The organism is Spiroplasma sp. AdecLV25b, from assembly GCF_030913225.1.
Taxonomy (GTDB): domain Bacteria; phylum Bacillota_I; class Bacilli_A; order Mycoplasmatales; family VBWQ01; genus Spiroplasma_E.
In genome coordinates this window covers 1-23,587 of sequence record NZ_JAQYTS010000006.1, presented here as the reverse complement: position 1 = coordinate 23,587, position 23,587 = coordinate 1, and the positions used below count along the sequence as shown (strand labels likewise).

Sequence of the window (23,587 nt, the reverse complement as noted above, 5' to 3'; positions counted from 1 at the left end):
ATATAGGTTGATGATAAATTAAATAAAACTTTTTGTCCCTTTATTTACCTGAGTTATAATAAAAATTGTATTACATAAATGTGATCTTGTCAAGTAAAGTTGGATTAATGATAGAGTAAATATCGCCTGGTATTTTTCTCCTTGTCAATCTTTCTAAATACTTTTCCCTAGATTAATTTTCCTAAAAGTTTTAGTTCTTTCCTTCATCTCTTAATACTGCTTCTATCAACACATTGCTTTTATGGTTTATAGTTATCAAGTAATTTTTTTAAGATTTCTTGTGCAATTTGCGGATTTGCACTACCTTTAGTAATTTTCATTAATTGTCCCATAAAAAATTTCATAACTCGTTCTGGTTTATCTTCATACAAAATCGTAGTACTTTCATATTCTGTTAGTAGTGGCAATAAAATGTCAGTTAAAACTTGTCCATCACTAATTAGACTCATACCTAATGTTTTAATTAAGACATTAGGAGATTTTTCATTATTAGTCATAATAATAGTTAACAACTCTTTACTTTGTTTATCATTAATTTTTTGATCATTAATCAACACAACTAATTCTGCTAAATTGCCAGGAGTTAATTTAGTATTTTCAATATTAATGTTATTACTATTAAAATAGGCTTGCACTAAGCCTAATAAGCATTTAACAGTTGGGATTGGTAAATTATTTATTTTAACAGTTTCTTCAAATATATTTAAGATTTCTATTTTATCAAGTAGGATATTAATATCAGCTTTATTTAACTTATATTGTTTTTCTAAACGTTCTTCTAAAGCTTTTGGTAGTTCAGGTAAATTCTTAATAATTGTTTTCACTCATTTTTCGTCTAATTGAATGGGAAAAATATTAGGTTCAGGAAAGTATTTATAATCAATATTATTTTCTTTACTACGCATTAAAATCGTTTTACCATTTTTTTCATCAAATCTTCTCGTTTCTAGCAATACTTTTTGTTTGTTATCTAAAATTTGACTTTGACGAATAATTTCATCGTTAATTGCTAAAGTAATATTATTAGTTGAATTTAAATTTTTAATTTCTACTTTCGTCCCCAGAACTTCACTACCTGCTGCTTTTAAGGAAATATTTATATCGCAACGTAGTGAACCTTCATTCATTTTCGCATCACTAACTTTAAGATGAATTAGTAATTGACGTAAAGCATTAATGTAAGCTACGACTTGATTGCTAGTAGTAAAAACCGGTTTCGTAACAATTTCCAATAAGGGAATGCCAGCACGATTATAATCTAACAAAGTTTCGCCATGGTGATGAATTTGTTTAGCAGTATCTTCTTCAATGTGCAAACGTTCAAATTCAACCGTAAATGGTTGCTCATCAACTAAAATTTTTAAATAACCATTGCGACCAATGGGATGATAAAATTGTGTAATTTGATAACCTTTAGGTAAATCAGGATAAAAATAACTTTTACGATCAAAACGAACAAGTGTATCAATATTCATGTTTAAGCCACTACAAGTTTGAATAGCACTAACAATGACTGCTTGATTAATAGCAGGTAACGTGCCAGGAAATCCACAATCAATCGCACTAGTTTGACTATTTGGTTTTTCACCAAAAGTATTAGGTGCACTAGAAAAACATTTAGTTTTAGTTTTTAATTCACAATGGATTTCAATACCCATCACAACATCATAATTATTCATTTTCATCACCTAACATTTTATTATTAAAATTAATATAGTTACTTAAAAATTGCGCAATATCAAGTACTGTTTGGTCATTAAAGGGAGTTGCATTAATATTAATACCAATTGGTAAATTATTAACAGTGGTTAGTGGAATGGTAATACTTGGACCACCATTTAGATTAGATAACAATAATAAGTCCTCTAAGTAGTCGTGTTTGCTACTAATAACTTTTTTTTGTTCTAGGACGTCTTTAATTGTTGGTGCACTAGTAACTGTCGGCATAACGATAAAGGCATCATATTTTTTAAAGATTTGGGTTAATGCTTCAACGACCAATCTTCTTACTTTTTTGGCTTTGTTAAACAATTCTTCTTGATAATTTGCCGACAATGCATAAGCACCAATAATATAACGTCTTTTAACCATATCACCAAAACCAGCAGTACGTGAATTTGTCATTACTTGTGAATAATCGTTTCCTGCTATTCGTTCTCCAAAGTTAATTCCTGTTAAATTAGCATGACAACTTGTTGCTTCAGCAAAGGAAATAATCATGTAAACTGGCAATAGTGCTTGTAGTAATTGTTCATCAAAATTAATTTTATGAATTTTAGCACCATCGGTAACTAAACTGTTAACTGCATCATCAAATGCTTGTTTTATGTCAGGCGTTCATTGATAACTATCATAATTTAAAATCGCAATATTTTTATCTTGCATGTTTGTATTTAAGTTTTTAACGTAATCTTTTTGCGTACTATGAACACTAGTAAAGTCTTCACTATCATGGTGGACAAGATTATCTAAAACAATGGCTACATCTTCAACATGATTGGTAAAGACACCAACGGTATCTAAACTAGGAGCATAGGGAAAAACACCATTGCGAGAAATTAACCCATAAGTTGGTTTAAAACCAATAATACCACAATAAGCAGCAGGTTTGCGTATCGAATCACCAGTATCAGTTCCTAATGCAAAGGGAACGATACCAGCAGCAACAAGCGCTGCTGAACCACTAGAACTACCACCCGTAATGTGTTTCGGATTTCAAGGGTTAAGAACGTGTCCTGTCGCTGCATATAGGCCATCACCACCCATTCCTAATTCATCTAACGCAGTTTTGGCAATATTAATGGCACTGGCTTTAGTTAAATATTTATTAACAGTACTATCATAATTGGGGGTGAAATTAGCAAGGATTTTTGAAGAACCAGTGGTTAAACTATCAATGGTAGCAATATTATCTTTCATAACAAATGGGATTCCCATTAGTAAATTGCTATTATCCATGGGTGTTTGGCTTATTAATTTAGCATGTTTAATGGCTTTTGGTGCTAAAGAAGTAACAACACCATTTAAATGCTTTCATTCTTCTAAACGTTTATAAACTGACGTTACAAGTTGTATTGGTGTTATAATTTCACTCATTAACATTTCATGTAGTTGGCGGATTGACAATTGGTGGTAATTAATTTTCATAGTTAATCACCTGATTAATAGCAATATAATCATTACTTACTTGGGGAGCAATTGCTAATACTGCTTTACTAGCAAGTGGAATTCCAACAATATCAGGACGTAAATATGAATTAACAATTGATAGTGGATAGTCTAAAGGTTCAATATTACCCGTATCTATTTCTGTGACTATTTTCATTTGTTCTTTAATGGCTTTAAATTCTAATAATAAATTGGCACATTGTTCATCACTAATTTCAAACATTAGTTCTTGGGCAAGGTTATGGATCATCTCAGTGGTTAGGTCTGTTGCTTTAACCATTTTTTGACACCTCTTTCAATATGATTTGTAATTGTTCTTCATTAATAATTTTAACATTAAGTTTCTGTGCTTGTGTTAATTTATTACCAGGATTTTCACCAACAATTAAATAACTAGTGTTATTACTAATAGTATTAGTAATTTTAGCACCATAATTATCTAGTAAAGTAACAAATTCATTGCGACTTTTTGATAAGGTACCAGTTAAAACAAAAGTTTTACCAGCAAGCAGTTGCGAATGTTGTTTTCCTAAGTAGTAAAAGTTGAGATTTAAAGCTTGTAAATTATTAATTAATTGAATGTTGATCGGATTTGCAAAATAATCAATTAAACTAGTAGCAATGATTGTCCCAATGTCATTGGTACTTGCTAAGTCAGCATAAGATGCTTGCATAATATTTTCTAAAGTTAAATATTTTTTTGCTAAAACAACTGCAGTTTTTTGACCAACATGACGAATCCCTAAACTAAATAACAAGCGTTCTAAGGAATTTTGTTTGGAATTAAGAATATTAGTTGCTAGATTAGTAAATGATTTTTCACCGAAACGTGCTAATGATAAAATTTCTTGTCTTAAATTAACTAATTTATAAATATCACTAATAGTTTTAATTCATTTTAGTTCTAAAAAACGTTGTAAAATTTTTTCATTCAAACCCATAATATCCATAGCATCACGACTACAAAAATGGATTAATGATTTTAAAATCCGTTCTTTACAGTCACTATTAATGCAAAATTGGTCAACTTCGGGTGGTACTTGTTCTAAAACACTATGGCAATCAGGACAATTAGTAGCTTTGGTAAAAGCAATACTTTTCGTTGTTCGTTGTTCAATAAGAGCAGCAATGACTTCGGGAATGATATCACCAGCTTTTTTAACGGTTACTAAGTCATTAATGCGTAAGTCACGAGTGGTAATGTAATCGCTATTATGTAAAGTAGCAAAGGTAACAATTGTTCCAGCAATCAGAACTGGTTCTAGTTTAGCATTGTAAGTAATTTTACCAGTTCTACCGACAGTTGGAAAAATATCTAATAATTTCGTGACACTAGTTACAGCAGGAAATTTGTAAGCAATTGCTCACTTAGGTGCTTTATTAGTACGTCCTAATAAATCATAACTACTCAAATCATTAAGTTTAATGACAATTCCGTCAATTTCATAGGGCAAATTAATTCTTAATTGTTCAAATTTTTGGACATATGTTCACACTTCATCAATATTGCTACATAGTTGATACTGGTCATTGACGTTAAAACCATATGTTTGTAAAGTTTGTAATGCTTGGTGGTGAGTTTTAATATTATCATTAGCAGCATTAACATAGTAATAAAGAAAGGCATTCAGATTACGAGAATTAACAATAGTAGTATCTAACTGACGAATAGTGCCAGCAGCAGCATTGCGTGGATTAGCAAATACTGGTTGGTTTTGTTGTTGTTGACTAGTATTAATTCGTTTAAATTCTTCTTTACTTAAATAAACTTCGCCGCGAACTTCTAAATTAATGTTAGTAGGAAGAGTATGGGGAATATTATGGATTGTTAGGATGTTATTAGTAATGTCTTCACCAGATGTGCCGTCACCACGAGTCGCACCGGTTTTAAGTTTACCATTAATATATGTAACAGCAATGGAAAGGCCATCAATTTTTAATTCACAAACGTATTGGATTTTGTTTTGTGATAAAGTTTTTTTAATTTTTTGGTCAAATTTTATTAAGTCTTGGTAATTAAAAGCATTGGCTAAACTAAGCATCGGTGTTTGATGAATAATTTTAGGTAATGTTGAATTAGTTTTACCACCAACGGTTTGGGTTGGTGAGTCAGTAGTTAAAAATTGGGGGTATTGGGTTTCTAGGTTTACTAATCGTTTATAAGTACTATCATAAATGTCATCAGTGACAGTAGGGGTATCTAAAACATGGTATTCATAGTTTCATTGTTTGATTAGTGTTTTTAGTGTTAGGATTTCTTGTTTGATATCTTTGGTATTATTAGTCATATTTTAGTCACTCCTGGTCTCTTTTGTCTAGTTTAATTATAAAGTAAATAGTTAGAAATGACTATTTGTTAGTATTAAATAATTTAGTAATTAATTTAAACAATATGTTGTTATTATTAAAATATAATTTAATAAAAGTTCATTCCTAATATATATATTTTTCTGTATTGGGTTTTTATTTTTGTTAAATTAATATTTTAAATAAAGAGAGATGGTAAAAAATATGCCTTTGGATAGTAATACAAATTTATATGAAAATGAAACGATTAAAAAAATAGAAGAATTATCACAAACAGAAATTAACAATATTAAAGATGTTAAATTAGTATTTAAATACTAGTGGTAATGGTTCATTGTTTATTGCAGAGTGGAAGAACATCTTTTAGTCTTTGCTCTTAAATATAATGCAAAGCAATTTGTAAACAATAACCGTTTCGATAATGATATCATAGATTTTTTTAATTGATAAACTTGATAGCGATTCATTAAGCATTACTGATTCTCAAAAAAGAAATCTTTTACATATAGCAACAATTTTAGGTAATTTGGAAGCTGTGAAAAAACTAACCATAAAATTTAAAGATTCTTTATTAATAAATGCTCTAGATTGTCAAGGAACTCCTTTACAACTTGCAATTAATGGTGCTAGTTTAGATACAAATGGAGTACCTGAAGCAACAAAATTTTGAATAGGTAAATTTTTTGATTTTAATTACTTATTAAATAATGTTCTCAATTACAATACTAATATTATAGATACTAAAACAAATATAACTAAAGTTTTAGTTAAAAACTATGAAGAAATTGCAAAACATTTACTTTCTATTTTAACACGTGAACAAATTAATTCTAAAGACAACGAAGGAGATAGTCCAATACACGAATGTGTAGTTAGATCTAATGTTAAAATATTAAAATTAGTTTTAGACACTAAAAAAGGTAATATAAATGCTCAAAATAATGTTGAAAACACTCCTTTACATTGTGCAGTAAAGATTTCTAGTATACCAATAATAGAATTACTTTTAAAAGAAAAAGGCATTCTCTTAGAATTAAAAAATAGTGAAGGAAAAATGCCACACGAATTAATTTTCTTATCTGATAGAACAGATAAACAAGAAATAGCAGAATTGTTTAAAGAGGCCTTTTTGTCTAGAGCAATTGAATGTCCTAAAATTTTACTTAATACTACTGAAGATAATTGTATTCAAATTGGATTTGGATTTAATGAAAAAGGTAATTATAATTATCCAACTCAATCTGTTAGTCCTAATTCTTCTTATACGCATAGTCTTGTTGAACCTTATAGTACTTCTAATTTTCAGTCACATAACCAAAATGCATTCTTAGGTGAGGATACTGTTGACACTATTGTTAAAGCAGAAACTAAAAAAACTTTATATTTTACATGTTTAGTATATTACTTTAATCTGCTTTTATCGTTATTAATTAACTTTCAAATTATTGCTTTATATCAGGCAAATGTGATGATGGTAAGTGCGTAGCTATTGTAACTGCAACAATAATAACGATTATCAAAAAAATAACAAAGAATATTCCCGTTATAATAAGATTTCATTTATAGCCTTTACCAGCACTCTTAGTTATTGTTTCAACTGCTTTATCAGAAAGAAATTTTCCATTATCTTGTTTAGATTTTTCTAATTCTTCAATTTTATTATGTAACTCTTGTATTTCTTTTTCAATATCTTTTTCCATAATTTTTTTCCTTTTCATATTTTACTAAGACCATATTAGTTTAACATATTTTTTTTAAATCATCAAAATAGGAAGTAAAGCCATCATAATAAAATTTAACATCTTTTCCAATAAAAAGGCTTTTATATCTCATCTCAGGAAGGAGGGCAATAATTGACTTATTATTGTTATATTGTTTTGGATCATCTTTTTTTCATAATATAACATCAATTTTAACATTAGTTCTTGCTCCTTTTTTTAACAAATATCTAAAATCAAAGTCAGCCATTGGTAATGAATAACCGATAAAAATTATCTTATCTGCTACTATTAATTCATCATAAGCAGACTTTCAAATATTGACAAATAGTTGTGAATTAAATCTTTTCATCATCGTTGGTGTTATTATTTCAAGATGTAACTGTATTTCTTTCAATCCAGCACTCATCTTGCATGAACTACATTTTTCAACCACAGAATTGTTATAAATAAAATTTTCATTTTTTTCAAAATCTAAATTCATTACTAAATTACATGATATGCAAGAAAATCAATTTGTTGACCCGTGAATTTTAATAAAAGATAAATTTTCTCTAATTTTCTTCCTATCATGCAAGTAATAAGGTCTATTAAAACCATAATCTAAGTTAATACCATACATATGAAGATATTTTTCTAATAAAATATCTCAGTTTGTAATAATAATTGAAATATTATTTTTATTATTGATTATAAATTTAATGAAACTTTCATATTTTTCTATATAATCTTTAAAATTTTCAGTAGCAAAATCAAAATAATAAATAAACAATAAAGAATTTTTAATATTAACTAATTCAAAAAAAATAATATGAACCTATTTTACTGTTATTATTAATTGCAAGTCATTTTATTTTTGTTTTAAAATCTTCATTATCTTTAATCATAAAATATGGTGCTATTATATAACGCGGAGATATGTCAATATTCATAAACTCCAAATATTCATTATATTCTTTTTTTGCTAAATGTTTTGCAATAAAATTATTTTGGAAATTATATACACATTCAACTAATTCATTTAAATTATTTTGTATTTTATCAGCATTGATAGTTCTCGCAATTAAAATCTTACTTAAGTTTTTAGGCATTTCAAGTAAAAACTTATTAATTGACGCTTTAATTTTACCTGTTTTTTTGAAATAATTTGGGCAGAATCATATTGAAAAATGTGTGTTTGTGGATCAATAATATATTCTTTTTTATGAATTGAAAGTAAGTTAGCAATTGCACTAGAACTATGCACAACAATGTTTGCGTTGATGATAGTGATATCAAAAAAATCTTTAAATTCCAAAAATACTTTTTTATCATTGCCTGTATTATATCTTAATATTTTTAAAACATTTTCATTCATTTATTTCATTCCTTTTAAAAAGTTAATCCAATATCATATTGACTTATTCAATAGTTTTTTTAATTTGATAATTTAAATTCTATTATTATCCTAAATAGTTATGAATTATCTTTCCCATACCCTAAAACCTCATCTTTAATTAATGATTTATTTATATAATTTGGATATTTATTATAAACATAATATAATATTTGTTTAATTGTTAAAGTAGTAATTTTTTGTTTAAACCTTGTTAATAAATCTATAACATTACTTTCTAAAGGTAATATTTTTTGCTCAACATAATTTATTCCATTTTGCGCAATCCGATATTCATACATTATATATAATGGATCTACTTCAAATTCTTTATCATCATCACAAGAAGCAGCTAATTCAAAATTATCAAATGCTCCCATTTCTTCAACTCGAGAATTAGAAGCAACTTCAATAAACTTTAAACTTCTAAATAATTCTACTTGTTCATATACATCACGTGAAAAAGGGCCAAAATTATACACAATAAATTCAGGTAGTAAATTTAATTTTACATTATCTTTAATATTATGAACTACTTCTTTATTAAATAAAAACATCATTTTTACTAGGCGTGTTAAACTTTTAATTGGTTTTTTATTGTCTAAGTATAATAGTAATAATAAATAATCTGCACCTTTTAGTTTTTTTTGTTTCATAAACATGCTCCTAATTTAAAATTTAGTAATACTTCCACTAGCACCTTAATTATACATTAAAACAAGAAATTTCTTTAATTTTGAGAAAATTTATAGAGTAGATAAAATTTTTGTATAATTATTTATTTTAACTTAAAACACAAAAAATCATAATAAATTCAATTTATGTGGGATAAAAACTTCTATTTTTAAAAATATTTTTAAAAAAAATAAAAAAAACCTTTTTACTTATTGCAAATTATACTTTTCTCCCATATAATAATTAAGGTTTACTAAAAGCCCGGTTAGCTCAGCGGTAGAGCATTCGACTGTTAATCGAAGGGTCATAGGTTCGAATCCTATACTGGGCGCCATTATTCTGTAAACTATTATTACTGGCTCGTTGGTGAATTGGTAAACACATAGGATTTTCATTCCTACATTACGGGTTCGATCCCCGTACGAGTCACCATTGTTAATATCTAGGTAGCAAGTAATCAATAAACTACTTGTTTTTTATTCCTTAAACGTCTCGTTAGCTCAATTGGCAGAGCATCAGACTCTTAATCTGAGGGTTGTAGGTTCGAGGCCTATACGGGACACCATATACATTATACTATACACATGCGGAATTGGCGGAATTGGCAGACGCACCAGATTTAGGCTCTGGCTCCGAGAGGTGTGAGGGTTCGAGTCCCTTGTTCCGCACCATAAATTAAATGATTTCTGTGTCATTACAACCTAATTATCTAAGGGTTGTTTTTTTATATCCAAAATAAATCATGCTTTTAATTATCTAACTTTTAAAGCTTGATACTAATAGGTTTTAATAATATAGTAGTATTTTTAGGCTTTTACCTTTATAATATAAACAAAATAAAACCAGAAAGCAGGAATTCAATTATGGTAAAAATAATTTTCACTGATGTAGATGGTACCCTATTTGATAGTACCAGTGCTTTAAGCGAAGTTAATCTTAATGCGTGTTTAAAGGCTCAGAAAAACAATATTAAAGTTGTTATTAATACTGGCAGATATGGCGAGAATGCCATTAGAGTTGGGGAAATGATTAATGCTGAAAAATATAATGGTTATATTATTGGTAATGATGGTGCTGAAATTTGATCATTTGAAAAACAAGAATGAATTTATTTACAACAATTAACGCAAACAGATACTACTAAATTATACAAATTTTTAACTAACTATAATGATAAAATGATTTTACATTTTAATAGTATTGATACGTTATATGTTAACCACGCAGCTAATAGTTGAGGAAAATGAGTAGAAAATTTACAAATTAAAATTGTCCAATTAAAAGATTTTAAAGATATTACCATGCCCATTTCAAAAATCATGGTAATTTTAGAAAAATATTTATCATCAGAAAATTTTGCTAAGTTTATTAGTGCTTTTAAAAGTGAATTTCCTCATTTAACTATTGTTCAATATCACACTAATGTTTTTTCAATTGGTGTCAAAGACATTAGTAAAGGGTCTGCTGTCCAATGATTATGTAACTTGTTAGAAATTGATACCAAGGATGCACTAACGATTGGTGATGGATTTAATGATTTACCAATGTTTGAAATATCTGGGCATCCGATAGTCATGGAAAATGCTAATATTGCTTTAAAACCATTTGGCAAAATTATTGCTCCTAGTAATGATGACCATGGGGTTGGTCATATTATTAATAATTATGTTTTAAAAGGAATCAAAAAAAGTTAGACTAATCTAACTTTTTTTAATATTTATAAATGGATGTTAGTTATTTTTTATATGCAAGATAAAATGGATCAAAGGTAACTGTTTCTTGTTGATAAGTATATCCAGTTTGTAGTGAGGTAAATGGTTCTTTAACATCAATAGTAAATGCAATTGATTTTGCTTCACCAGTTGTTTGTAAACCTTGTACTGTTGCTAAATTAGCATCATCAATTTTAACATCAAAATAGTCTTGATTATTAGCATAATCTAATGGTTCACCTAATACAGCATTTCAAATAACTTCTTTAAAAATGTCTTGAGTTTTAACAGTGGTTGGATCAACAAAGATATGAGCTGCATGGTCTTCAGTACTGTTTCACTTTTTAATAGCACTTAAATCTTTATTTTCAACTTGATGAAATAAAAGTAAATTAGTAAATGTTACTGCTGTAGAGTTAACATTGTTTGGTGTAATAGTAACAGTTACCTTATCTTTAAAAGCATCCTCTATTTTAACATCTTTTTCAAGTTTATCATTAGTAATATATTTTGTTTTGCCATCAACACTAGTTGTTGAAATTTGAAAATCATTAATTGTAACATGAGCAAATGACTTATCATGTTGTAGTAATCTTCAAACAATTGCATGTTTAGCATTAACAATGCTTGCTGGTGGTGTTATAGTTTTTTGATAGTAGTGTAGACTTCCATCTTCTAAAACTGCTTTTTCTTTATCAAAAGCAAATGCTTTATCATTTTGATTTGCATTACATGCTACAACTGATGTTGCTGCGGTAGCGCCAAACGTTAGCATACCTAATAAGGCTAATATTTTTTTTATTTCTTTCTCCCTTTTTTCTTTATCTAATAAAAATCTAATAAAATTTATCATATGCTAATTAGAATTTCATGCTTATAATTATACGTTAAAGTAATGAAATGTAAATAGGATAGTGGTAAATTTTAAATCTAAAAGTATGAATTGTCATTGCCTTATGATAATGTCTTACTAGTTATCTTTTAAACTCTAGGAAAGTTTTCATACTACTATCACTATGTTCAACATCATTGTCTAAAATATTAATTTTATCAACATAGAAAGTATCATAACTTTTTACTCAGGAGCAACTAGTAAATCAATATACAGAGAATAGTTACCTAGTTTTGAACTAAGTTAATATTTATATTTTCGTCATTTAAAAATTAAGGAATTACCAACAACAGTAATATCAGAAAAAGCCATGGCAGCAGCAGCTAACGGTGGAATAACAAACCCTAATGTCGCTAAAGGAATGATAACCAAATTATAGCTAAATGCTCAAATGAAATTCATTCAAATATTATTTTTAGTTTTTTTAGTTAAAACAATAGCTTTATAAACAACACTAATGTCATTATTGGTAATAGTAATATCGCCAATTCTTTTAGCAATGTCACTACCAGTACCCATGGCAATGGCTAAATCTGCCTGTTGTAAGGCTACAACGTCATTAATTCCATCACCAACAAAAGCTACTTTTTGACCTTGGGCTTGCAAATCAGCTACTAATTGGGCTTTACCAACTGGCTTGATATTAGCATAATAGTTTTCGACATTAATTCTTTTGGCAATATTTACCGTTTGTTGTTCATTGTCACCACTGATTATTACTATCTTGATTCCTTGTTTACGAATTTTAGCAATCGTGGTAATGGCATTTGCTTGTAATTGGTCACTTAAAACAAAAATATTAGTAATAACTTTATTGATTGCTAATGCCAAAACAATTTGTTGTTGGTCATTAACATCTAATTTTTGGCTTATTAAAAAAGGACTTAGTGGCATTTTAGCATTTTGTAAATTAGCAAGCGAAGAAATTTGTAAATTTTCATTATCACATTTTCCCTTTAACCCATAACCAATTTCTTCTTTAATATGATCAATAATTGGTAAATCAGTAATCTTATTATTTTTGGCATATAAATTAAAAGCTAGTGCTAAGGGATGACTTGAATATTTCTCTAAAGCAATTGCTTTATTAATATGTTTAGTTTGACCATAAATGTCAGTAATCATTAAATTACCAGTAGTTAAGGTTCCAGTTTTATCAAAACAAATCGTATCAATTTTAGTTATTTTTTCAAAGGCACTCGCCTTATTATAAATAATTCCCATTTTGGCAGCTTTATTAATTCCAACGGCAACTGCTAAGGGGGTGGCAATCCCTAATGCACATGGACAGGCAATAATTAAAGTAGAAATAGCAACGGTTAGTGACTGTTGTAAACTTTCATTAATTGCTCAAAACCGAATAATAAAGACTAATAAGGCAATGATAATAACGGTTGGTGTAAATCAACCAGCAATTTTATCAGCAATTTTTTGTAATTGTGGTTTTTGGGATTGAACATCTTCAACCGCTTTAATAATAGTAGCAAGCACGGTATCTTTACCAATCTTGGTAGCTTTAATTTGAATACTTTCACCAATATTGACAGTACCACCAATCACATTTTGATTTTGGGTTTTGGTAATATTTTTACTTTCACCAGAAAGCATTGATTCATTAATTAAAGCACTTTTACTAATTAAAATACCATCAGTTGGAATATTTTCACCTTTACGTACTATCAAAATATCATTTAATTGAACATCTTCTAAATTAATAAATTCTTCTTTTTTCGTAACTAAATCACATTTTAAAATTGATTTGGGTTTTAATGACATTAAACTTTCTAAACCATTAGTTGCTTTCTTTTGGACAATAGCACTAATTAAATCACCAAGTAACACAATCATTACTATCGAAGCACTAACTTCAAAAAATAAATGCACAGTGTCATTAATTGCCATTAAATAAATACTAAAAATAAAAGCAGTAGTAGTACCTAATGCTACTAACGTATGCATACCTGGAAACTTTTGTTTCACTAATTCACGATAAATTCCAAAGTAAAATTTGCGACCAAAATAAAATTGAATGGGAATAGTTAATCCTAATTGGACATAGGGATTTCTAAACATATCGAAAAATGGCGTACTAGGAATGGCAATTAGTAGCAATGGGATAAGTAATATTCATCCAATCACAACTTCAATTAAATCACGTAATTTAATATTGTGAAAATGACCTTGCGTGTGCAATTCTTCCATATGTGTTTGATGTTGTTCACTGTTATGCTCATGACTTGTATCTAAGCTTTGATTATCAGTATCAAAATTAAAAACTTCATAACCTAAACTATGCATTGCTTTTTGAATTTTAGTTTCATTTCAGACTTTAGGGTTATAAGTAAATAATGCTTTTTTGATAGCAAAATTAACATTAACAGTAATATCTTGCAACTTATTAAAATAATTTTCAATCACACTAGCACAAGATGTACAGGCAATATCAGGTAATGCTACTTTACTAGTAACAACACTGTTAGGATTATTAACCATTCTTATTCTCCTTTTTATGAAATATTTTGTGATAGGACATTAACTACTTCTTCAATTCCTTTTTTAGTAATACTAGAAAATAAAATAATAGGAGTAGTAGGAAGTAGATTTAATGTTGTTAATAATAGTTTTTTATTTTTAACTAATTGACTATTTTTAACTTTATCTAGTTTAGTTCCAATTAAATAAATTTTTAAATGATGGTGTTGTAAATATTCTATCATATCGATATCATCTTTGCTGGGAGCATGACGAAAATCTAATAATAAAAACACTGCTCTTAATGATTTTCGTGATTGGAAGTATTCTTCCATCATCGTAGCGAAATGAATTTTTTTGTCATTTGATACTTTAGCAAATCCATATCCTGGAACGTCAACAAACCGACATTCATTATTATTAATTGTAAAAAAGTTTAACATTTGAGTTTTACCAGGCGTTTGTGAAACTCTAGCTAACTTACCATTATTACATATTGTATTTAAGAATGTTGATTTCCCAACATTGCTTCTTCCCACAAAACAAAACTCAGGAGTTTCATCTTGTGGTCATTGTTCTTGTTTGACAGCACTTGTTAAAAATACTGCTTGTTTAATTCGTTCCATTTCGTAGCACCTCATATATTATTATATATGGATTTGGAAAGGAAAGGTTTAATATCTCAACAAAATTAAAAAAATAACTACTAAATGTTGCATTTTATTTTTATAATTGCTACACTTAGCATGAACTTAATATAAGTTTCTAATCCATTGCTTTATTTCAAAGTAAATGGTTTTTTGTTGTTAATAAAGAAAGGAAAAAAACAAATATGCCTAGTCAACAAGGAAATAATGATTTAAATAGCATCAAACAACAATTAAATTGCAGTTTAACCGAAGAACAAATTAAATTACTTTCTAGAGAAGAACTACTTAATAATTTAAAATTAGGATATTTTTCTCCAAAACAACTTCAAACAATAAAACTATCTCAAATCAAAGATCTAACTGAACCTAATGCTAATAATAAAGTAGGTGTGTTTCCACCTAAATTTTTACTTTTACTTTCTTCAGATCAAATTAAAGCAATAGAACCAAAGTCATTTGCTATAACATTGTCTAGTAAGGCTGATATTGAATGATTAAAGAATAATTTTAAAGAAATTTTTCCAAAGTTAACTGAAGAACAAAAACAAATTTGAAAAATTTGCATGTTAACCAAAGAAGAAATTAAAGTACTTTCTAGAGAAAAACTTAATGATTATTTACAATATTTTTCTCCAACACAAGTTTCATACTTAGAACCATCTCAAATTGAAGATGTAACTATTAGAATTTGGTTTAGACCTGTTATATTACGTTTACTTTCTCCAGAACAAATTCAAGCAATAGAACCAGAATCAATTCGAAAATCTTTGTTTAAAAATAATAAGTTGAATGAAGAAAGTTTAACTAAAAAAGTATTATCATCACTGTCTAATATTCAATTAGGATTTTTGTATGATGAAGGTTTTTTTAACACTATTACTACAGAACAAATTTCATGATTAGAACCCAAACAAATTACATACTTAACTACTGTTAAAAAAATGGAAATTAAAATTGAAGCATTAAGTCCAGCTCAAAATCAACGCTTACAAAATTGACTAATTGAAGCATTAACTCCTAAGATATATCCTAGTCTTGAAGAGATGAAAAATAATCAGTATTCACAACCAACTATTAAATCAACAAAATTGGTCACTTCTGAACTTCATTCTCATAAAAACCATAGTGAAGTAGTACCAATAAATAAAGATCATACAGAAATTTGAACTCAAACTCCTGAGTTAAATTCTAAACCTGAAGAAGTGAAAAATAATACACACTTAACGCTTCCTACTGAGATAGTAGTTGAAGATAATAAAAACAATAGTCAAACAACATTATTAGTAGATATTACTAACAGTGAAGCAGTACCAATAAATAAAGATCAGACAGAAATTTGAACTAAAATCACTAAAAATACTATTAATAATAGTGAAGCAGTAAACATAAGCAGCAAATCAAAACAAAAAGAAAATAAAATTAAAATATCTTCAGAAGACCAATTGGAAAAATTAAAAGTTTGTACCGATGAGTTACCAAAGCCATCAAGTTCTAAAGGCACTAAAAAACAAAAACAATTAGTAGCAGCCTAGCAATTAACTTTATAATTCTTAAATACTAAAAAGAGAGTGAACTGTACAGTTCACTCTCTTTAAGTTTCATCCTAACCCTCTTCAGATACTGAAGGCAAAGAATTAACTGAAGTAATAGTTGAAGGATTAATTTTAGTTTTATGTTTATTAAAAATAAAATCAAAAACATCAAGATAAAATTCAACAGCAACAATATTAAGTTTTCGTTTTACTTCTTCAGGAATATCTTCTAAGTCCTTTACATTGGCTTTCGGAATTAAAATCGTTTTTAACCCACTACGATTTGCAGAAATTGATTTTTCTTTTAATCCACCAATTGGTAACACATGACCACGAAGCGTAATTTCACCTGTCATGCCAATATCTTTTGAAACTGGCTTGCTTGTAATAGCAGAAATAATAGCTGTTGTTAAAGTAATACCAGCACTTGGACCATCTTTTGGAACTGCACCTTCAGGCACGTGAATATGAATGTCTCGAGTAACAAAGAAAGTATCAGGGATATTAAAGGTAATAGTATTAGCTTTAATATAGTCAAGAGCAATCGAAGCTGATTCTTTCATTACTTCCCCTAGTTTTCCAGTTAAAACTAAGTTACCTTTTCCTTTAAAGTGGTTAACTTCAATCGGTAAGATATCACCACCATATTGCGTATAAGCTAATCCAGTAACAACCCCAACTTGCGATTCGTTTTCTTTTTTTGTATAATCAAAGATTTGTTTTCCTAAATAATCTTTAACAGTGTCAGCAACAACTTCATCAGTAGTGATTTGTTTATTTAAAAGTTTAACGATGAATTTACGAGCAACTTTGTTTAAAAGTCTTTCTAGTTGACGAACACCAGATTCTCTTGTATAGTATTTAATCATTTCTTCAATAGAATTAGGTTTAAACTTTAATAATTTATTAGTTAATCCAGTAATTTCAATCACACGAGGAATTAAATATTTTTTAGCAATTTCTAATTTTTCTAACTCTGTATATGAAGATAGTTCAATAATTTCCATACGGTCTTTTAATGGTTCGGGAATTCCTTCCATATAGTTAGCAGTTGCTAAGAATACAACTTGTGATAAGTCATAATTTTCTTCAATATAATGGTCAGAGAAGTTAGCATTTTGTTCTGGGTCTAAAACTTCTAACATCGCACTAGCAGGGTCACCACGGTAATCAGAAGACATTTTATCAATTTCATCTAGTAAGAATAGTGGGTTAACTACCTTAGCGCGTTTCATACCTTGGATAATTCTCCCTGGCATAGCTCCAATATAAGTCTTACGGTGACCACGAATTTCAGATTCATCTTTAACACCACCAAGTGATACCTTAACAAAAGTACGACCCATGGCTTCGGCAATTGATTTCGCTAAAGATGTTTTACCAACCCCTGGAGGACCTACTAAACAAATAATTTGTCCTGGCATTGATTTCGCCATTTTTTTAACGGCTAGGTATTCAATAATACGCTCTTTAACTTTTTCTAATCCATAATGGTACTTATCAAGAATTTTTTTAGCATTGATTAAATCAAATTTTTCTTCGTTTTTTTCAAATCATGGTAAGTTCATCATTCAGTCGATGTAAGTACGAATGATATTTGACTCACTAGAAGCTTGGGGCATATCTTCATAACGACCAATTTCTTCTTTAACACGAGTTTTAATAGCTTCTGGAAAGTTTTCGGTTTCTAAACGTTCTAAGTAACGTTTCATTTCATTAGACTTACCATCAATTTCACCTAGTTCTTCTTTAATAGCACGCAGTCTTTCACGTAAGTAGTATTCACGTTGTTGTTCATCGATACGGTCTTTAATTTTGGCAGTTAAATCTTTTTCAATAGCTCCCACTTGTTTTTGACCACCAACATCTTTTAGTAACAATTCTAAACGCTTTTGAACATCTTCTTCTTGTAAAATTTCTTGACGTTTATTAATTGTTAGATATGGTAAAAACTGAGCCATTTTATCAATGATTTCACTGGCTTTCATACCATCGGTAATTTGACTAATTACGCCTTGTGGGATTGAGCCATGAACATCTAAGATAAATTGTAAGTTATTAACAATTTTTTGAATTAATTCTTCCTCTAACTCTTGTGATACTTTGGTACTAACTAAAGTTTCAGCATCACCAGTGTAAAACTTAGCATCATTAAATTTAGTTACTTTAACCCGTTGTTGACCATAAAAGGCAACAGTAAGCGTTCCATCAGGATGGGTTTTTCTGATTTCTACTTTACATAACGTTCCATGGTTATAAACTTCACTTAATTGTGGATTGTCAACTTTTGGATCTTTTTGTGAAACTAAAATAATTTGTGAATTAAAATAAGTTTTTGATTCATTAATAGCAGCAACAGATTTATGTCTACCAACTTCTAATTCCACTTCAACTGTGGGGAATACAAAACTTCCTCTTGTTACTAGTACGGGAATATTGTTAAGATTTTTTACTTTCATTGTCTCACCTCGAATAATGTATTAACTGGATTATAATATAAAACGTTAGCACTTGCAATAGTTAATTGCTAAATAATCTTTTTTTGTTTTATACTATACTTATTCAACAGTTATTCCCTCTAATTTATTTAATTCGTACTAATATAATTTTAATATATTTATGTTATTTATGACAATATTTACTTATAGTAGCAATATTTTTATATAATTATTTCTTAATAAGAAATAAAAATATTAGTTTTTTTTATTAAAATAACCTAACTGCTATTTTAAGTAGTTAGGTTATATTTAGTTAATGGACTACGCGCTAGTTTCTACACTAGGAAACTGTTCCATTATTGTCTCATAATAAATCAAATGCTTTATTACGTTTTAAAGTTGTAGTAACTAGTGATAAATCTTTAATGTTCTTTTTAACTTCTTCGATAGTTACTTTAAATTGGTTAGCAAATCCCAATAAATGATTTTCAAATTCTGCTTCTGTTACTTCAATTTTTTCTTTTTCAATTACCTCTTTAATAATTAAAAAATTTTGTAATTGTGTGATAGCATCTTTTTCAATTTCTTTTCTAATTTCTTCATGACTAATACCAGTTGCTGCAATGTAGTTTTCAATAGTAAAATTTTGACTAGCTAATTGTTTTTTGAATTCAGCTTCTAAACGATCAGTTTCTATTTTTACAGCATAATTAGGAATGAAAATTTTTGAATTTTTAACAATTTTAGCAATTAATTCTTCCATAAATTGTTCTTTAATAGTCATGGTTTTTTGTAATTCAATTTGTTGTTTAACGTTTACTAATAATTGTTCATAAGTTGTAACATCAGGAATATTAACATCTTTTACTAATTCTTCTAAGTTATCATTAATAGTCTTAGTTTTAATTTCATGTAATTCAACTTCAAATTTCACTAATTGCCCTTTTAAAGTAGCAACATGATATTCTTCTGGGAACGTAACTTCAAATGTTTTTTTAGTACCTTTTTTCATACCAACCATTTGTTCTTCAAATCCAGGAATAAATTTTCCAGAACCAATTTCTAGTTCCATACCTTTACTTTCCCCACCAGCAAATTTTTCACCATCTAAAAATCCAGTGAAATCAAAGATAGCCGTATCACCAAGTGCTAAGTCACCGTCTTCTTTAGGAGCAAAGATGGCAAAACGATCTTGTAATAATTTAATTTGTTCATCAACTTCTTCATCTGTGACACTTGGAGTTGGTTTAGCGATTTTAAGGTCGCGATATTGTCCTAATACAATTTCAGATGGTAAATCAAAGAAAAATAATATTTCACATTCTTTATCAGTATTTTTTATAATTTGAACTTCAGGTTGGTTATTGGTAGGCATTAAATCTGGTTTTTGACTTAGAGCAAAATCATAAGCGATACCAACGGCTGATTGAGTGGCCGTTTTAATAATGCTTTCTGGTTTAACATGTTTTTTAGCTAGTTTAGTAGGTACTTTCCCTTTACGAAATCCAAGAATTTCTACTTGATTAATTAGTTTAGTTTCTGCTTTGTCTAATTGTTTTTTTCAAACTTTATCATCAAGAATGACATGTCATTTTCCTTGACCATTTTTTTCATCTTTTTTAATTTCTAATTTCATATTTTAACGCTCCTTATGTAATTTTTTGTTGTTTGATAATATTTAAGTACTTCTTAACTAGATTGGTAGTTGTCTGAAACTTATTAGCACTCGTTATTAATGTTACAGTAATGGATTGAAAACTGCAAGCATGAACATATAATGCTGCAGCTAAAGCTGATACTTGATTATTATCAGGTAATTCTGGTAAAAGATTTTCGACATAACTATTTAATAAAAATAAACAAATATCATAGATACCAGGATTATCAATATGAACTTCATCCTCAAATAACTTCATAACACTAATATAAATTGGTAATTCATGGCATGGCATTAACTGTTTGGGATTAATTTGAAATGTACCATGAGTTTTAACCACTGTTATTGTTTCATCAATCCCTTGATTGCTTAATAAAAATAATAGTTGTGTTTTGTTAATATTATTAAAGTCTTTACTAGCAAGATATTTTTTGATTGCTGGCAAAATTAACCTAACATTATGGCTTTGTAAATAATAAAATGCCACCGGATGAAGTTCTTCATCGAATGGATTCATTAATACTTTTGTGATTTCTGTTAAATTTCATTCATAAACTTGTGGCTTAGAATTTACTCTAATATTAGCAGCGATTTCATGATATAAATCTTGTAAAGTAACTTCGTAGTTGCTGGGAATATAAGGCATTTCTAATTCATTTTTGACCAATTTCATAGCTTGAACTCATTCATTGGCATTAATGTGATGGTTAATTTTACCAATAATGTCTTGGTAATAACTATCATGATTTACCATTTTTAGACCTTCTTAGTATAAACTTTTTAATTGTAATGGTGCCCAAGAGAAGACTCGAACTTCCGACCCTCGCCTTAGAAGGGCGATGCTCTATCCACTGAGCTACTTGGGCTTATTACCATTATTAATATTAACTTGTTTGTGATGAAATTGCAATTGGTAATGGGGTTAGTTTTTAAAATTTTATGGAAAATATAAAAGGTTTAGGCTTAAAAATTTCCCAAACCTCGTTTATAATTACTATTTATTAACCTTTACTACTTATGACTCACACTCTAAAGTTAGATATGATTATAAATTTGAATTTATACTCCAAGTCCCTGCCCAATACTATTAACAGTACTTTTAACATCTGTAAATGTTTTATTTAAATCGATTGGTGCAACTGATATTGGATTTTTATCAGTTAAAACTTTATCTTTCTCTTTTTTTCCTACACAAATTCGGGTAGGTCATTCATAAGCAAGAGTAACACCCAATGCAGTAACCTTAACAGCTGATTTTGAAGCTTGATAAATATTTTCATCATTAAGATTTTCAGTATTTGATTAAGTAATTTTAAATTCTATAAGTTTTTTAAAATTTTCTTCTTGTTTTTCTGGAATCAAATATTTATGATTCTTTAAAATAGGAATAAAATTATCTTCAGTTATATTATAATGATTTTCAGGTTTTTCATCTTTAATGAATTGCTTTTTAGAAGGTCCTACTTCTACATCTCAATTAACTATATCGTTTGATTTATATAAGTTTTCTAAGTTCAATTTTTTTGTATTTATTTTATCTTTAAGTCCAACGAATTTTTTAAATAGTTCAATATCTAATTTCTCTTCATCTTGTTGAACTGTAAGGCCATCATACTTTCCTTCTTGCTTCTTAACATTTTTTAATAACTCTTCTAACTTAGAAACATTTTCTTTATTTTTAGTTTTAATTTCATGTACTTCATTTTCCAATTGTTTTTCTAAATTTTTAATTTCTTCGTCTAAATTCTTTTTTTCTTCTTCAATGCTTGTTTTTTTTTGAACTAAGTGCTACTTCACTTGTTGCTAATTCTTGATTACTATAAATTTCTGAAATGATTGTTTCCACATTAACTTCAAACCTATTTTCTTTAAAATATTATTTTACATCAAGTGTATATGCTAATTTTTCTCTAAAAAATGCGCCTCTTTTCTTAATATTTTTTTCAATTGTTTTATTTCATTCATTAATTTTATACTTATATTTATCACTTAAATATTTACCAGGATCAATTTTCTTGTTGAATTTTTTTTAATTCTTTTTTTAATTTAGTTCATTCACGTGATTTATCACGTGAATTTCTTGTAGGAAGTAGTCAAAACGGTAAATTTCTCTCAAAAAAATTTGGTCGTTTTGTTAATAATCCTTTAAGTAAGACAATATTTGAAATTCCAAATTTTTCTTTTAAGTCTAATTTAATTTTTTCTGAAGTTTTATTAAATTTATTTTCTTTATCAATTCATTCGCAAATCTTTAATTTTAAATTATTTACAGAAATTTTTTTAATGTTAGTATTATAAACTTCAATTTTTTTAAGTAATGTTTCATAAACACCTAATGATTTTTTGCTTTTTTCTTTGCTAACAATTTCTTTCACACATGTTGACCCATCCAATGTATCAGCAGTAGCTGAATCAAATTCCACTAATGAAAAACTTTGTTTTTGAGAATCATTAATAAACACTACTTCAGTTTCTTCTGCAAATTCATCTCTAAATTCTTGACTTAAATAATGTATTTTTTTTGAATTATGTCTAAATCATTGGTTATATCATTTTTAATTTTAATTGTTTGATAATTAATTCCTTTACGACGTTTTTTAAGTTTTTTTTGCCATTATTCTAACCCTTTCTGTATCTAATCTTGGATTGACAATAATTTATAAAATTTATTAACCTTCAAAATATAAAAAAAATAACTTTTATCGAAAAAACGATAATGAGTTATTTAAAACATACTATGAAAGTTAACACTAATAGTATAACATAATATTTTTATTTTTTATACACTTTCTTAATGATTAATTTAACCAATAAAAAACCTTGTCACAATTAATTTTTAAATTAACTATCGGTTAAGTCTAAGATTGTGTGTAAATTTAAAAAAGTAATAAAAAATGAGCCATATACTCCTCCTTATCAAATATAATTAGTTTGAAAATAAAAACTAGATAGGATGAGAAATATATGACTCCATTAAATTTTACAATAGAT

21 protein-coding genes and 5 tRNA genes are annotated in these 23,587 nt (G+C 27.9%); 7 read left to right on the top strand and 19 right to left on the bottom strand.

The annotated features are described in order from the left end of the window. Positions 1–239 precede the first annotated feature (239 nt). From gatB to ligA, 4 genes are read right to left on the bottom strand one after another with little or no spacing between them, the layout of a single operon-like run. Entirely contained in the window at positions 240–1,679 is a 1,440-nt protein-coding gene (gene gatB / locus RDJ14_RS00590; RefSeq protein ID WP_308149423.1) for an Asp-tRNA(Asn)/Glu-tRNA(Gln) amidotransferase subunit GatB, read from the bottom strand. Then, positions 1,672–3,147: an amidase family protein gene (locus RDJ14_RS00585; RefSeq protein ID WP_308149422.1), complete on the bottom strand. Its 1,476-nt coding sequence runs from the start codon at positions 3,145–3,147 to the stop codon at positions 1,672–1,674. Before RDJ14_RS00585 ends, gatB begins: the two co-directional genes overlap by 8 nt. Then, positions 3,137–3,448: a hypothetical protein gene (locus RDJ14_RS00580; protein ID WP_308149421.1), complete on the bottom strand. Its 312-nt coding sequence runs from the start codon at positions 3,446–3,448 to the stop codon at positions 3,137–3,139. Before RDJ14_RS00580 ends, RDJ14_RS00585 begins: the two co-directional genes overlap by 11 nt. Next, entirely contained in the window at positions 3,441–5,456 is a 2,016-nt protein-coding gene (gene ligA, locus RDJ14_RS00575) for an NAD-dependent DNA ligase LigA (protein WP_308149420.1), read from the bottom strand. The genes RDJ14_RS00580 and ligA overlap by 8 nt, the downstream gene beginning before the upstream one ends. A gap of 554 nt (positions 5,457–6,010) precedes the next feature. On the opposite strand from ligA, the gene RDJ14_RS00570 reads away from it, so the two are divergent. Continuing rightward, positions 6,011–6,961, top strand: a complete 951-nt coding sequence (locus RDJ14_RS00570; protein ID WP_308149419.1) for an ankyrin repeat domain-containing protein — start codon at positions 6,011–6,013, stop codon at positions 6,959–6,961. On the opposite strand, the gene RDJ14_RS00565 is transcribed toward RDJ14_RS00570, so the two are convergent. The 5 genes from RDJ14_RS00565 to RDJ14_RS00545 form a co-directional block, all read right to left on the bottom strand. Continuing rightward, positions 6,918–7,175, bottom strand: coding sequence for a hypothetical protein (locus tag RDJ14_RS00565; RefSeq protein WP_308149418.1), 258 nt, complete (start codon positions 7,173–7,175; stop codon positions 6,918–6,920). The genes RDJ14_RS00570 and RDJ14_RS00565 overlap by 44 nt on opposite strands. 40 nt (positions 7,176–7,215) lie before the next feature. Further along, the gene (locus RDJ14_RS00560; protein ID WP_308149417.1) at positions 7,216–7,965 is read right to left on the bottom strand and encodes a hypothetical protein; all 750 of its coding nucleotides are present in this window, start codon (positions 7,963–7,965) and stop codon (positions 7,216–7,218) included. Positions 7,966–7,981: 16 nt separating this feature from the next. Next, positions 7,982–8,284, bottom strand: coding sequence for a hypothetical protein (locus RDJ14_RS00555; RefSeq protein ID WP_308149416.1), 303 nt, complete (start codon positions 8,282–8,284; stop codon positions 7,982–7,984). Next, complete coding sequence (locus tag RDJ14_RS00550) at positions 8,269–8,550, bottom strand: hypothetical protein (protein ID WP_308149415.1); 282 nt, start codon at positions 8,548–8,550, stop codon at positions 8,269–8,271. Before RDJ14_RS00550 ends, RDJ14_RS00555 begins: the two co-directional genes overlap by 16 nt. A 98-nt stretch (positions 8,551–8,648) precedes the next feature. After that, positions 8,649–9,224, bottom strand: a complete 576-nt coding sequence (locus RDJ14_RS00545; RefSeq protein WP_308149414.1) for a hypothetical protein — start codon at positions 9,222–9,224, stop codon at positions 8,649–8,651. Positions 9,225–9,502: 278 nt separating this feature from the next. On the opposite strand from RDJ14_RS00545, the gene RDJ14_RS00540 reads away from it, so the two are divergent. From RDJ14_RS00540 to RDJ14_RS00520, 5 genes are all read left to right on the top strand, one after another. Further along, positions 9,503–9,577 (top strand) — tRNA-Asn (locus tag RDJ14_RS00540). A gap of 23 nt (positions 9,578–9,600) precedes the next feature. Continuing rightward, a tRNA-Glu gene (locus tag RDJ14_RS00535) sits at positions 9,601–9,675 on the top strand. Positions 9,676–9,732: 57 nt separating this feature from the next. Then, positions 9,733–9,808 (top strand) — tRNA-Lys (locus RDJ14_RS00530). A 21-nt stretch (positions 9,809–9,829) separates the two neighbouring features. Continuing rightward, positions 9,830–9,914 (top strand) — tRNA-Leu (locus RDJ14_RS00525). 192 nt (positions 9,915–10,106) lie between these two features. After that, entirely contained in the window at positions 10,107–10,937 is an 831-nt protein-coding gene (locus tag RDJ14_RS00520) for a Cof-type HAD-IIB family hydrolase (protein ID WP_308149413.1), read from the top strand. Positions 10,938–10,977: 40 nt separating this feature from the next. On the opposite strand, the gene RDJ14_RS00515 is transcribed toward RDJ14_RS00520, so the two are convergent. The 3 genes from RDJ14_RS00515 to yihA form a co-directional block, all read right to left on the bottom strand. Beyond that, complete coding sequence (locus RDJ14_RS00515) at positions 10,978–11,808, bottom strand: Vmc-like lipoprotein signal peptide domain-containing protein (protein ID WP_308149412.1); 831 nt, start codon at positions 11,806–11,808, stop codon at positions 10,978–10,980. Positions 11,809–12,090: 282 nt separating this feature from the next. Beyond that, entirely contained in the window at positions 12,091–14,340 is a 2,250-nt protein-coding gene (locus RDJ14_RS00510; protein ID WP_308149411.1) for a cation-translocating P-type ATPase, read from the bottom strand. Between the two features lie 14 nt (positions 14,341–14,354). Then, positions 14,355–14,945: a ribosome biogenesis GTP-binding protein YihA/YsxC gene (gene yihA / locus RDJ14_RS00505; RefSeq protein WP_308149410.1), complete on the bottom strand. Its 591-nt coding sequence runs from the start codon at positions 14,943–14,945 to the stop codon at positions 14,355–14,357. Positions 14,946–15,151: 206 nt separating this feature from the next. Between yihA and RDJ14_RS00500 the strand changes: the two genes are divergently transcribed. Continuing rightward, positions 15,152–16,501 (top strand): hypothetical protein, encoded by a 1,350-nt coding sequence (locus RDJ14_RS00500; RefSeq protein WP_308149409.1) that lies wholly within the window; start codon positions 15,152–15,154, stop codon positions 16,499–16,501. Between the two features lie 71 nt (positions 16,502–16,572). On the opposite strand, the gene lon is transcribed toward RDJ14_RS00500, so the two are convergent. The 7 genes from lon to RDJ14_RS00465 all read right to left on the bottom strand — a co-directional run bounded on the left by lon (position 16,573) and on the right by RDJ14_RS00465 (position 23,058). Then, complete coding sequence (gene lon / locus RDJ14_RS00495) at positions 16,573–18,960, bottom strand: endopeptidase La (RefSeq protein WP_308149408.1); 2,388 nt, start codon at positions 18,958–18,960, stop codon at positions 16,573–16,575. 319 nt (positions 18,961–19,279) lie between these two features. Further along, the gene (gene tig, locus RDJ14_RS00490) at positions 19,280–20,575 is read right to left on the bottom strand and encodes a trigger factor (RefSeq protein ID WP_308149407.1); all 1,296 of its coding nucleotides are present in this window, start codon (positions 20,573–20,575) and stop codon (positions 19,280–19,282) included. 13 nt (positions 20,576–20,588) lie between these two features. After that, positions 20,589–21,350, bottom strand: coding sequence for a DUF3196 family protein (locus RDJ14_RS00485; protein WP_308149406.1), 762 nt, complete (start codon positions 21,348–21,350; stop codon positions 20,589–20,591). A gap of 36 nt (positions 21,351–21,386) precedes the next feature. After that, positions 21,387–21,462, bottom strand: a tRNA-Arg gene (locus tag RDJ14_RS00480). A gap of 193 nt (positions 21,463–21,655) precedes the next feature. Further along, a complete protein-coding gene (locus RDJ14_RS00475; protein ID WP_308149405.1) occupies positions 21,656–21,829 on the bottom strand; it encodes a hypothetical protein in 174 nt (57 codons plus the stop codon). A 69-nt stretch (positions 21,830–21,898) separates the two neighbouring features. After that, entirely contained in the window at positions 21,899–22,306 is a 408-nt protein-coding gene (locus RDJ14_RS00470; protein WP_308149404.1) for a hypothetical protein, read from the bottom strand. 287 nt (positions 22,307–22,593) lie between these two features. Further along, positions 22,594–23,058, bottom strand: coding sequence for a hypothetical protein (locus tag RDJ14_RS00465; protein ID WP_308149403.1), 465 nt, complete (start codon positions 23,056–23,058; stop codon positions 22,594–22,596). Positions 23,059–23,587: the final 529 nt, after the last annotated feature.